The sequence below is a fragment of the Dankookia sp. P2 genome (assembly GCF_050632255.1).
In the GTDB taxonomy this organism is placed as follows: domain Bacteria; phylum Pseudomonadota; class Alphaproteobacteria; order Acetobacterales; family Acetobacteraceae; genus Paracraurococcus.
This window is the reverse complement of record NZ_CP192581.1, coordinates 5,420,616-5,432,262: the sequence shown is the minus strand read 5'-3', so window position 1 is coordinate 5,432,262 and position 11,647 is coordinate 5,420,616. Positions and strand designations below refer to the sequence as shown.

Annotated in this window: 12 protein-coding genes and 1 pseudogene; 6 read left to right on the top strand and 7 right to left on the bottom strand. The window is 72.0% G+C overall.

Features of this window, described 5'->3' with window-relative positions; all coding sequences use genetic code 11:
- Window positions 1-867 precede the first annotated feature (867 nt).
- The 4 genes from ACQ86J_RS32310 to ACQ86J_RS32295 form a co-directional block, all read right to left on the bottom strand.
- Entirely contained in the window at window positions 868-1,419 is a 552-nt protein-coding gene (locus ACQ86J_RS32310) for a hypothetical protein (RefSeq protein ID WP_431268724.1), read from the bottom strand.
- The gene (locus ACQ86J_RS32305; protein ID WP_431268723.1) at window positions 1,412-2,620 is read right to left on the bottom strand and encodes a hypothetical protein; all 1,209 of its coding nucleotides are present in this window, start codon (window positions 2,618-2,620) and stop codon (window positions 1,412-1,414) included. The genes ACQ86J_RS32310 and ACQ86J_RS32305 overlap by 8 nt, the downstream gene beginning before the upstream one ends.
- Window positions 2,608-3,078, bottom strand: a complete 471-nt coding sequence (locus tag ACQ86J_RS32300) for a tetratricopeptide repeat protein (RefSeq protein ID WP_431268722.1) — start codon at window positions 3,076-3,078, stop codon at window positions 2,608-2,610. Before ACQ86J_RS32300 ends, ACQ86J_RS32305 begins: the two co-directional genes overlap by 13 nt.
- Before the next feature lie 109 nt (window positions 3,079-3,187).
- Window positions 3,188-3,364 carry a hypothetical protein gene (locus tag ACQ86J_RS32295; RefSeq protein WP_431268721.1) on the bottom strand — a complete coding sequence of 59 codons (177 nt, stop codon included), beginning with the start codon at window positions 3,362-3,364 and terminating at the stop codon, window positions 3,188-3,190.
- Window positions 3,365-3,529: 165 nt separating this feature from the next.
- On the opposite strand from ACQ86J_RS32295, the gene ACQ86J_RS32290 reads away from it, so the two are divergent.
- From ACQ86J_RS32290 to ACQ86J_RS32270, 5 genes and pseudogenes are all read left to right on the top strand, one after another.
- A complete protein-coding gene (locus ACQ86J_RS32290; protein WP_431268720.1) occupies window positions 3,530-3,694 on the top strand; it encodes a hypothetical protein in 165 nt (54 codons plus the stop codon).
- A complete protein-coding gene (locus ACQ86J_RS32285; RefSeq protein ID WP_431268719.1) occupies window positions 3,685-4,905 on the top strand; it encodes a glycosyltransferase family 4 protein in 1,221 nt (406 codons plus the stop codon). The genes ACQ86J_RS32290 and ACQ86J_RS32285 overlap by 10 nt, the downstream gene beginning before the upstream one ends.
- 29 nt (window positions 4,906-4,934) lie before the next feature.
- Window positions 4,935-5,567, top strand: coding sequence for a DUF4214 domain-containing protein (locus ACQ86J_RS32280; protein WP_431268718.1), 633 nt, complete (start codon window positions 4,935-4,937; stop codon window positions 5,565-5,567).
- A gap of 87 nt (window positions 5,568-5,654) precedes the next feature.
- Window positions 5,655-6,641 (top strand): annotated as a pseudogene (locus ACQ86J_RS32275) (glycosyltransferase); the annotation flags it as partial.
- Between the two features lie 355 nt (window positions 6,642-6,996).
- The gene (locus ACQ86J_RS32270; RefSeq protein ID WP_431272612.1) at window positions 6,997-7,440 is read left to right on the top strand and encodes a response regulator; all 444 of its coding nucleotides are present in this window, start codon (window positions 6,997-6,999) and stop codon (window positions 7,438-7,440) included.
- A gap of 15 nt (window positions 7,441-7,455) precedes the next feature.
- On the opposite strand, the gene ACQ86J_RS32265 is transcribed toward ACQ86J_RS32270, so the two are convergent.
- The gene (locus ACQ86J_RS32265) at window positions 7,456-8,166 is read right to left on the bottom strand and encodes an alpha/beta fold hydrolase (RefSeq protein WP_431268717.1); all 711 of its coding nucleotides are present in this window, start codon (window positions 8,164-8,166) and stop codon (window positions 7,456-7,458) included.
- A 709-nt stretch (window positions 8,167-8,875) separates the two neighbouring features.
- Between ACQ86J_RS32265 and ACQ86J_RS32260 the strand changes: the two genes are divergently transcribed.
- Complete coding sequence (locus ACQ86J_RS32260) at window positions 8,876-10,996, top strand: sodium-translocating pyrophosphatase (protein WP_431268716.1); 2,121 nt, start codon at window positions 8,876-8,878, stop codon at window positions 10,994-10,996.
- A 66-nt stretch (window positions 10,997-11,062) separates the two neighbouring features.
- On the opposite strand, the gene ACQ86J_RS32255 is transcribed toward ACQ86J_RS32260, so the two are convergent.
- Window positions 11,063-11,284 carry a hypothetical protein gene (locus tag ACQ86J_RS32255; protein ID WP_431268715.1) on the bottom strand — a complete coding sequence of 74 codons (222 nt, stop codon included), beginning with the start codon at window positions 11,282-11,284 and terminating at the stop codon, window positions 11,063-11,065.
- Between the two features lie 114 nt (window positions 11,285-11,398).
- Window positions 11,399-11,614 (bottom strand): cold-shock protein, encoded by a 216-nt coding sequence (locus tag ACQ86J_RS32250; protein WP_133286835.1) that lies wholly within the window; start codon window positions 11,612-11,614, stop codon window positions 11,399-11,401.
- Window positions 11,615-11,647: the final 33 nt, after the last annotated feature.

Below are 11,647 nucleotides of genomic sequence, written 5' to 3'. Positions count from 1 at the left end.
GCTGGACTACGCCCGGCCCCTGCCCTCGGCGACCAATGCGGTGGTCAAGGGCACCCGCGGCGGCCAGCCCTTCTCGCGCTACGCGACGCTGGCGGAGCTGCCCGGCCTGACGCTGCAGGACCAGGACACCGTCACCTTCATCACCGACAGCCCGGCCCGCACGGTGCGGGTGACGGTCGAGGGCAGCCGGATCGGTCCCTCGGTGCTGGTCGCCGACCGCGACGCGCAGCTCTGCCAGCTGCTCGACTATGTCGCCGTGGACCCGGTGCTGGCCGATACGCGGTCAGGTCTTCCTGCTGCGGCCTTCCGTCGCGCAGCAGCAGCGCCGGGCCATCGACGAGGCGCTGGACCGGCTGGAGCGGCAGCTCTTCCTCGCGGTCTCGCCGACCACCGGCGTGGCGGCGATCCGCGCCTCGGAGGCCAACCTCGTCTCCTCCTACATCCAGCGCGCCCGCCGCACCCAGCCGGAGGGCCGGCTGGTCGTGGTCGACAATGCCGGCCACTGCGCCCCGGTGCGGCTCGAGGATGGCGACGTCATCGTCATCCCCGAGAAGTCGCAGACCGTGCTGGTGGCCGGCGAGGTGACGGCGCCGCGCGCCGTGGTCTGGCGGCCGGAGATGAAGCTGGCCGACTACGTCAGGGCCGCCGGCGGCTATTCGCCGCGCGGCAACGATGGCTCGCTGATGATCCGGCGGCCGAGCGGCGAGCTGGTGCTCGACCCGGCCGAGCTGCCGCGGCCGGGCGACGAGCTGATCGTGCTGCCGAAGCTCGACCCCAAGGTCTTCCAGATCGGCAGCGACCTGCTCGGGCTGATCTACCAGATCGCGGTGGCGACCCGGATCTTCCTGTAGCGCGGGGCCGCCCCGTTCAGGGCAGCCGGGCCAGCGCCCGGCTTTCCAGGTAGTCCAGCCGCGCCGCATGGTCGTCGGCGCGGCAGACCATCAGGCTGCAGAGGCCGACCTGTGCCGCGCCGATCGCCGCCGCATAGGCGCTGTCGATCGCGACCACCAGATCCCCCGCCCCGCCGGCCGGTACGGTCAGCATGGCAAAGAGCCGCTCCGCCGCGCCCGTCTCCTGCCGCAGCGCCACCGGCGCCGGGCCGCCTTCGCGCCCGGCGCGCAGCAGGAAGACCGCAGGCTCGGCCGGCGCCTGGATCTCCAGGTACACGCGCAGCGCCGTGCCGGCCGCCTCGGCCGGCAGGGGCAGCCGCAGCCGGCTATCGCCCGGCCTGGCCCAGGCGCCCCAGGGCTCGGCCGCCGACCAGCCGGAGCCCTCGCGCAGCGCATCGGCGACCGCCATGGCGGGCTCCGGCTCCGGCCCCGGCAGCAGGCCGAGCGGATGCGCCCGCCCGAGCGGTAGAGGCAGCCGGGCGAGCGGCGCCGGCAGGCCGGGCGCCTCGGCCGCGGCGGCCTCACGCACCACCTGCGCGGCGATCTCCGCCCAGCTCCGCAGCCGCAGCCGCTCGGCGATCCCCGCCTCGAGCGCCGCCCGGTGGCCGGCATCGCTGCTCAGCCGCCAAAGCTTGCGCCACGAGGTCGGGCTCGCTGTTCGGAGCGAAGAAGACGCCCCCACCGCGCCCGATTCGCGCAGGCCCGAATGCTCCGGTAGCAGCGGCACCTTGCCATGCGCCAGGCTCTCGGTGACCGGCAGGCCCCAGCCCTCGTAGAAGCTGTTGTAGAGGGTGAAGAGGCAGCCGCGGTAGAGCGCGGCCAGGACCGTGTCCGGCACGTCGTGCAGCAGGGTGGACCTTGGCGCGCAGGATCGGGGCGCGGGCATGCAGCCGCAGAGCCTCCTCCGCCAGCCAGCCCAGCTTGCCGACGCAGACCAGGTCCGGCACCGCCTCGGCCCCGTGCCGGCGCACCAGGGTGAGCCAGGCCTGGAACACCAGCAGGTGGTTCTTGCGCGATTCGATGGTGCCGACCGAGAGCACGAAGCGGCGCCCGTCGCGCAGCGCCGCCGGCAGCGGACCGGGCGCGACCTCGTCCGGCCGGCCGTCCAGCGGCACGGTGCGGCAGGGGATCGCGGTGCCGGGCAGTACGGCCTGCCGCAGCCGCTCGAAATCGGCCCGGGTGCAGTCGGGATCGGCCAGCACCGCATCCGCATGCAGGCAGAGCCCGGCGAACCAGCGGGCGAATTCGCCGACCAGCCCCTCGGCGCAATGCTCCGGCACCAGCAGCGGGATGCAGTCGTGCAGGAAGGGGATGTAGCGGATGCCGTGCCGCGCCTTGGCCTCCCGCACCCGGCGCAGGTAGTCGGGGATCCACCAGGAGGTGCCGAGATTGACCAGCGCGCCGCCGGCGGCGAAGTCGAGCGCCGGGCCGGCCCCGAGGGCCTGCCCCATCGCGGCGACTGCGGCGGCCCAGTCGGGCTCCGCCGTCTCGGTCGCGGTGGCGGAGAGCCGGGCGAGGTCGAGGAAGAGCGCCGCCGGCACCGCCTTCCAGGCGCCGCTGGCCGGGTCGAAGGCGGCGACCGAGACGAGCTGGCCGGCGGCGCCCTGCAGCGCCTCGCGGATGATGTTCAGCTGGACCCGCTGGATGCCGGTCGGCGCCCGGTTGTGGCGGAAGTAGTCGAGCAGGTCGGAGGCGTCGAAGACCAGCGGCGCGCCGGTCACGGCGGCCACTTGCGTCCCGGGCGGGGCGGCCACGACCGGCGCCGCCGCGGCCGGGGGGCAGGCGGCGGCGCGGCCAAGGCCGCGTCGCCCAGCAGCTCTCGCCGGGCATCGACATTGCCGGGGTCGAGGTTGAGCGCCATGGCATAGGCGCCGAGCGCCTCCTCGGCCCGGCCGAGCAGCTTCAGCGCATGGCCGATCTGCAGCTGCAGGTCGCTGTCGCGAGGCTGCAGCTTCTCCGCCTCCCGGTAGCAGAGCAGCGCGCCCTCGGGGTCGCCGGATTCCTTCAGGGAGTGGCCGTACTGGACCCAGATCGCGCCATCCTCGGGCCGCAGCCGGAGGTATTGCCCATAGGCCTCGGCGGCATCGGCCCAGTCGCGGCGGTCGCGCAGCCGGTCGCCGTCCCGGAGCAGCCGGTCGGCCTCGGTCGGGCCGCCATCCGGGCCGGTCTCCTGGGAGTGCATGTCCATCCGCAGATCCTGGGGGTTCGTCATCTCGGATGGCAATCTGCCGCAAAACGCCCGGCCTGTGGACCGGGTGGCGCGGCCGCGGTGGAGAGCCCTTAACCCTCCATGAAGATCAGCCGAGCAGGATGGCGATGCCCAGAAGGGGCGACAGGAGCACCAGGATGGCGGCGGCCCGCAGCATGAGCATGGACATGTCGACCAGCCGCAGCGCCACCTGGCCGCGCGACAGCCGGCCCAGGGTCGCGCCCTCGGCAGCCAGGACGGTGAGTGGTTCGGTGGTATGGGCCACTTTGGGATCCTGCATCACGAACGCGATAAGGATAACCCGTTTATCGCGCGAAAGGCGATATCCGCATGCCACATCTTGCCAAGTCGTGAACGACCGCCCTAGGGGGCGTCACGTCCCGGCGACCGGCCATCCCGGCGGCGCCCCCGGGGCCACGGAGGTCCAGGCATGACCCAGCCGTCACGCGTCTTCCTGGATGGCTACAATCTTGCGCTGAACCAGGGCACCGGCGTCGCGACCTATGCCCGCAACCTGAGCTTCGCGCTGGAGCGCCTGGGGCATCAGGTCGGGGTGCTCTACGGCACCCGCGCCTCCCCCTCCCCGTGTCGCTGATCCGGGAGATCGCCTTCTTCGACGAACGGGTCGGCGATCCGCCGAAATGGCTGGTGGCGCTGCGCCGCGCCAAGCGGATGCTGCGCGCCCCATTCGGCAAGCTGGCGGTGCCGGTGCCGATCACGGGCAAGGTGGTCACCGCGACCTTCCGCGACCGGTTGCCCCATTTCGACGAGATATGGAACACCCAGGACCTGTTCCAGCAGGCCGCCGCCCACCAGCGCTTCTTCAGCGGCCGGCTGGCGGTGAAGGTCCCGGCCCAGCCGAAGCTGATGCACTGGACCTATCCGCTGGCGCTGCGCGTCCGCGGCGCCCGCAACATCTACACCATGCACGACCTGGTGCCGCTGCGGCTGCCCTACACCACGCTCGACAACAAGCGGCGGTACTTCCGGCTGAACCGCATGCTCGGCCGGCGGGCGGACCATATCGTCACCGTCTCCGAGGCCTCGAAGCGGGACATCGTCTCGCTGCTCGGCGTGCCGGAGGAGCGGGTCACCAACACCTACCAGGCGGTCGACATCCCGCGCCGGCTGCGCGAGCTGCCGATGGAGCAGGTGCGGGCCGAGATCGACGGCAGCTTCGGGCTGCAGGCCGGGAATTACTGGCTGTTCTTCGGCGCGATCGAGCCGAAGAAGAATGTCGGCCGGATGATCCAGGCCTACCTGGCCAGCGGCGCCGAGGGACCGCTGGTCATCGTCGGCAAGCGGGCCTGGAAGTCCGAGGACGAGCTCCGCCTGCTCTACGACGACCATGTGCGCTACCTGGTGCAGGAAGGCTCGATCCTGCGGACCCGGCACCGGATCATGATGCTGGACTATGTCCCCTTCCGGCTGCTGGTGAACCTGATCCGCGGCGCCCGCGCGGTGCTGTTCCCGTCGCTCTACGAAGGCTTCGGCCTGCCGGCGCTGGAAGCCATGCTGCTCGGGACGCCGGTCATCACCTCCAACACCGCCTCGATGCCCGAAGTGGTGGGGGATGCCGCGCTGCAGGTCGATCCCTACGACATCTCGGCCCTGGTGCAGGCGATCCAGGCGGTGGACCGCGACCCGGCGCTGCGCGCCCGGCTGGCCGAGGCCGGGCCGCGCCGGGCCGCGCGATTCAGCCCGGAGCGCTACGCGGCGCGGCTGGAGGCGCTCTATGCGCGCCTCGGCGTCCCGCCGTCCGAAGCCGCGGCCGCCGCCCCGGCGCCGCGCCTCGCGGCCGAATAGGCCGGCCCTGGCAGGCAAGGGACAGACCCATGGACACCCAGGGCCCGGCCGGCCGCACCTTCGACGCGGCCGACCTGATCGGCGGCGAGGACCACGACTTCGTCGTCAACCTCTACCTCGCGCTGCTCGGCCGCTGGCCCGATGCGGCCGGCTACCGGCGCTACCTGGATGCCGTCGCCGGCCGGCCGGAGCGGCGGCTGGAGGCGTTGCGGGAAGTCTCCGTCTCCGCGGAAGCGGCCCGCCACGGGACCCGCATCGAGTTCGGCAGCGGCCCCGCCATCCCGCCCGGCCCGACCCGCGCCCTGGCCGTCACCCTCGCGCTGCGGACCGACTGGCTGCGGGCGGAGCTGGCGCGGCTGCAGGAGGCGGTCGGGCTGCTGGGCAGTGCCGGCTTGGCCGCCGAGCTGATCGAGGCGCGCGATGCGGGCCTGCATTTCGAGATGAACGCGCTGCGGCGCGAGGTGACCGAGCGGCTGGACGCGTTGCCGGGCCTGCCGGGCGCGGAGGCTGCGGCGGCGCGGGACGCCGCGGTGCAGTCCATCTCGCGCCTCGTCGTGGACTATGCCGGCGACCTGGTAGCGGCGGCCGAGGCCAGGATGGAGCAGCGGCTGCGGGCGATGGAAGCCCGCCTCCTCGCGCTCGAGGCCCGGCGGGGCGGGTGACCTCCGGCCGCCTCCCCTTGAGCCGTCTTCCCCCGGGCCTCGTCGTCTTCACCCCGCTGCCGCCCACGCGGTCGGGCATCGCCGGCTATGCCGCCGAGCTCCCTGCCGGTGCTGGCGGCTGCCCTGCCCGTGGTCGCGGTGGTCGCCCGGCACCAGGACATCGTGCCGCTGGCGGGCGTCGAGGTCGTCTCCGTGCTCGACTACCGGCGCCGCCCGGCGCTGCGGGGCTGGGCGCATCTGTACCAGGTCGGCAACGGCCTCGACCAGGCACATGGCTTCGTGGCGGCGCTGCACCGCCCGAGAATCGTTACCCTGCACGACCCGGTGCTGCACCACCTGGTGGAGGCGCTGACCCTTGGCCGCGGCAATCCGGCGGGCTACGAGGCGGCGCTCTTCGCCGAGCATGGCGCGGCCGGGCGACAAGTGGCGCGGCTGCGGGCCAAGGGGCCGTTCGACCCGGCCCTGCGCTTCCTGCTGCCGCTGCACTGCCAGGTCCTCGACCGGGCGCAGGGCGTCATCCTGCATAGCCGCTTCGCCGCCGCCCGGGTGCAGCGCCGGGGCGGGCCGCCGCTGCGCGTCGTGCCGCACCACCTCTCGCCGGCGGTTGCGGCGCTCGACGGGCTGGACCGGGCCGCGGCGCGCCGCGGCCTCGGCCTGCCGGCACGGGGACCGATCCTGCTCTCGCTCGGACATGCGACGCCGGCCAAGCGGATCGACCTGGTGCTGGCGACGGTGGCGCGGCTCGCGGGCGAGTTCCCGGACCTGCTGCACGTGATCGCCGGGGCGCCGGATCCCGGGCTGGACCTTGCCGGGCTCATCGGCAGGCTCGGGCTGCAGGACCGGGTGCGGGTCACCGGCTGGCTGCCGGAGGACGCCTTCCTGCCCTATGCCCGCGCCGCCGACCTGCTGGTCAACCTGCGCCATCCGCAGGCCGGCGAGACCTCGGGCGCGCTGGTGCGGGCACTGGGGATGGGCCTGCCCGCGGTGGTGGACGCGACCGGGCCGGCCGCGGAATACCCGGATGCGGTGGTGGCGAAGCTGGCGCCCGGCCCGGAGCCAGCGGCGCGGCTGGCGACTCTGGTCGCCGGCCTGCTGCGCGACACCGCCAGCCTCGTAGCACGGGGCGCCGCGGCGCGGGCCCATTGCGGCAGGGGCATGGCCTGGAGGCATCCGCCGCTGCCTACCTGTCGGCGATCGCCGCCTGGGACCGGGCGCCGCCGGCGCCGACCTGCCCTGACGTGGCGCCGCAGCCCCGGTCGCTGGAGCAGGGCAGGCTTCCGCGCTTTATCGCCATCGGCAATCATCCGGCGTGACATTCAACCTTCGCAGAAGCGTGACAGGGGTTCGACCGGCGAACCGTTCCGATTCCACCCTGCTTGGTCCATACCTGTCCGGGTGAGTGGCAGGGGGCGGCCCTGGGGAGGATCGCATGGCGCATCGCGGCGAGGGCCTGCGGATCCTGCTGGCCGAGGACGAGGCGCTTGCGGCGCTGGTGGTCGGCGACGCGCTGGCGGAAATGGGGCACAGCGTGGTGCATGCGGCGGATGGCGAGGCGGCACTCGGCCTGGCGGCGGCCCTGCCCTGCGACGTCCTGGTCACCGACCTGGCCATGCCCCGGCTTTCGGGACTGCAACTGATTGCGCTGCTGCGGGCGGAGCGGCCCGACCTACCGGTCGTCATGATGACCGGCTGGCTGCCGCCAGACGGGGCGCGGCTGCTTGCCGCCTCCGGCGCCGGAGCGACCGCGCTGCTGCTGAAGCCCTTTGCCATGACCGAACTGGCCGAGGCGCTGGCACGCGTCGCGCCAGGCACGGCACCGGGCCGGGCCTGCCGCGACGGCCAGCAGGCTGGTCAGGCCACGCCGCTGGCGTGACCGGCCGCTGCCGGCCTATTCGGCGAGGAAGCCGCGGATGCGGTCGCCGAGCGGGGCCATCCCGACGACGCCGTTGAGATGGCCGAGCGGCCCGGTCACCTCGGCCGTCGCCACGGACTTGCCGGCCTTGCGCAGCACCTCGATGAACTCCTGCGCGCCGTCATGGACGAAGACGCGGTCGGTCGGCGACGGGATCACCAGCCAGCGCTTCGTCGCGCCTTCCATCGCCGCGGCGAGGTTCGGGTAGTCGTTCAGGAAAAGCTGGTTGGCCCGCACCATGTAGAGGAAGGAATTGGCGTCCGAGGTCTTCGCCCGCGCGGCCGCCGCGTCATCCAGCCATTTCTCGATGGCGAAGCGGTCGCCGATGCGCCGCGCCGGATCCTGGCCTTCCGGCAGCTTGCGGTCGTACTGCTTGGCCCAGAGCCGGTCGCGGGCCTGCAGCGTGACGACCTTCCAGGCCTCGGCCAGGCCGCGCAGCGGCGGCTCGCGGCCGAGCGCGTAGTAGTCGCCCTCCCGCCAATTCGGGTCGAGGCGGATGGGCGCCTCCCAGATGTTAAGCCAGCCCTGCATCCAGGCATCGATCTCGGCGGCGATCACCGGCATGGCGCGCTGGACGAAGTCCGGATAGGCGGCGGCCCATTCGATGGTCTGCAGCCCGCCATTGGACGGGCCGGCGACCAGCGCCAGGCGCTTCACCCCGAGGCTGTCGAGCAGCCGCTTCTGCACCTCGACGAAGTCGCGCCATGGCGATGACGGGAAAGGCCATGCCCCAGGGCCGGCCGGTATCCGGGTTGATGCTGGCCGGGCCTGTCGTCACGGTATTGGCGTCCGGCACGTTGACGTTGACCAGCGTGTCGGCCGAGACGACGAAGTACCGGTCGGTGTCGATCGCCTTGCCCGGGCCGATGATGGAGTCCCAGTAGCCAGCCGGACCGGTGGCCGAGAGGCGGCCGAATGCATGGCTGTTGCCGCTGAAGAAGTGGCAGATCAGGACGGCGTTGTCCCCCGCGGCATTCAGCCTGCCCATGGTCTGGTAGCCGATGCGGGTGTTGGGGATGGTCGCGCCGCCGCGGGTCTGGAAGGCTCCGGCCTCGAAGACCCGCTTTTCCAGCAGCTCGGGCGCCGCAGCCTGCTGCGCGCTGGCGCCGCGCATGATGCCCGGCGATGCGGTGCCGGCGGCCAGCAGGGCGGTCGCGACCAGGAGGCCTCGCCGTCTCGTCATACCGCGTCCTCTCCTTCGTGGAAGCCGCCATGGTGGTCGGCGATCATGGCGGCAGCAAGATGCCGGGCGGGTGTCGCGATTGCGTCCCGGCGTCACCGTTGCGCCCGTGCCAAAGGCCAGCATAGCCTTGGCCGCCCGCGCAGGCGCGGCGCGTCCGAGGCTGGCCTCGGGCGCGCCTCCGGGCGCGGAAAAACAAGGGGGGTTGCGACTTTGATGACGATTTCACTGTTGCTGGTGATCGTGCTGGGGGCGCTCTCTATCGCCTACGGCGTGGTCACGGCGAAGCAGGTCATGGCGCTCGACGCGGGCAGCGCCCGCATGCAGGAGATCGCCGCGGCCATCCAGGAAGGCGCCTCGGCCTATCTCAGGCGGCAATACACGACGATCGGCATCGTCGGCGTGGTGCTGCTGGTGCTGGTGGTGGTCACGCTCGGCATCCCGGTCGCGATCGGCTTCCTGATCGGCGCCGTCCTGTCCGGCGCGGCCGGGTTTATCGGGATGAACGTCTCGGTGCGCGCCAATGTCCGCACGGCGCAGGCCTCCACCCAGTCGCTGGCCGCGGGGCTCGACGTCGCCTTCAAGTCGGGCGCCATCACCGGCCTGCTGGTCGCCGGCCTCGCGCTGCTCGGCGTCGCGGTCTACTTCTTCGTCCTGACCCAGATCGCCGGCCTGGCGGCGAATGACCGCGTGGTCATCGACAGCCTCGTCGCGCTCGGCTTCGGCGCCTCGCTCATCTCGATCTTCGCCCGGCTCGGGGGTGGCATCTTCACCAAGGGCGCCGATGTCGGCGGCGACATGGTCGGCAAGGTCGAAGCCGGCATCCCCGAGGACGACCCCCGCAACCCCGCCACCATCGCCGACAATGTGGGCGACAATGTCGGCGACTGCGCCGGCATGGCGGCCGATCTCTTCGAGACCTATGCGGTGACCATGGTCGCCACCATGGTGCTGGCCGCCATCGCCTTCCCGGCCGGCTCGCTCGCGCTCGGCATGCTCTACCCGCTGGCGATCGGCGCGGTCTGCGTCGTCACCTCGATCGTCGGCACCTATTTCGTCAAGCTGCCCGCCAACAACTCGATCATGGGCGCTATGTACCGCGGCTTCATCGTCACCGGGGTGCTGTCGCTGGTCGCGCTCCTGCCGCTGACCTACCTGGTCTTCGGCAGCGGCAGCATCACCGCCGCCGGCGCCACCTTCAACGCCTTCTCGCTCTTCCTCTGCGGCGTGGTCGGGCTGGCGGTGACCGGGCTGATCATCGTGGTGACCGAGTACTACACGGGCACCAATTTCCGCCCGGTGCAGGCGATCGCCGAAAGCTCGGTGACCGGCCACGGCACCAACGTGATCCGCGGCATCGCCGTCAGCATGGAGAGCACCGCCATTCCGGCGCTGATCATCATCGGCGGCGTGCTGTTCAGCTACAGTCTGGCCGGTCTCTACGGCATCGCCATCGCGGTCACCACCATGCTGGCGCTGGCCGGCGTGGTCGTGGCGCTCGACGCCTTCGGCCCGGTCACCGACAATGCCGGCGGCATCGCCGAGATGGCCGGCCTGCCGAAGGAGATCCGGGTCACCACGGATGCGCTGGACGCGGTGGGCAACACCACGAAGGCGGTCACCAAGGGCTACGCGATCGGCTCGGCCGGCCTCGGCGCGCTGGTGCTCTTCGCCGCCTATACCCAGGACCTGACCTTCTTCGCCGCGAACAGCGACGCCTATCCCTACTTCAAGGGCATCGGCGCGCTGAGCTTCAGCCTGTCCTCCCCCTACGTCGTCGTCGGCCTGCTGTTCGGCGGCGCCCTGCCCTACCTGTTCGGCGGCATGGCGATGACGGCGGTCGGCCGCGCGGCGATGAGCGTGGTGGAGGAGGTGCGGCGGCAGTTCCGCGAGAAGCCCGGCATCATGGAAGGCCGCGACCGGCCGGATTACGGCCGGGCCGTGGACATCCTGACCAAGGCGGCGATCAAGGAGATGATGATCCCCTCGCTGCTGCCGGTGCTCTCGCCGCTGGTGATCTATTTCGGCATCAGCAGCATCGCCGGCCGCGCCGCGGGCTTCGAGGCGCTGGGCGCCATGCTGCTCGGCGTCATCGTCAACGGCTTCTTCGTCGCGGTGTCGATGACCACCGGCGGTGGCGCGTGGGACAATGCCAAGAAATACATCGAGGAAGGCCACCACGGCGGCAAGGGGTCCGAGGCCCACAAGGCCGCGGTGACCGGCGACACGGTGGGCGACCCCTACAAGGACACCGCCGGGCCGGCGGTGAACCCGATGATCAAGATCACCAACATCGTGGCCCTGCTGCTGCTGGCGATCCTGGCGCATAGCGGCTGATCGGCGGCAGCCGCAGAGGACAAGGCCGGCGGGGCAACCCGCCGGCCTTTTCATGGCTGCAGCCAGTCAGGCCGGCACGGCCCGGCGCAGCGTGGCGATGAGCCGCCGCGGCTTGCCGGAGGCATCGGCGATGCGCTGGTCCTGCGCCTCGATCTCGGTGCGGGCCGGGTCGTCGCCATCGAGTCCGCCGAGGATGTCGGTGGGCACCCTGCGGTTCGAGGTCCGGCTGCCATCGGCATAGTGGACGTCGAAGAACGCCCACTTGCCGTCGTCGCGTCGCTTGGCCATGCGGTGCCCCCATCATTGAAAAAACCCGGCGCCGCGAGCGGCACCGGGTCCCAAACTTTCGATGGTCGTCGCCGGTGCGCGGCGTGGATGGCCGGCCCCGGCGAGATCCGCCGATCAGGCCAGCTTCAGGTTGCCGGCCGAAACCTTGCCCTTGCGGGGGTCGTTCTCGAGGTCGAAGCTGACCTTCTGGCCCTCGTTCAGCGCACGGATCGGCGGGTTGGCCCGCTCGAGCGCGCTGATGTGGACGAACACGTCCGCGCCGCCCGTATCGGGCTGGATGAAGCCGAAGCCCTTGGTTGCGTTGAACCACTTCACGGTGCCGGTAGCCATTGTCGCTATTCCATTATCTCATATTCCGTCCCA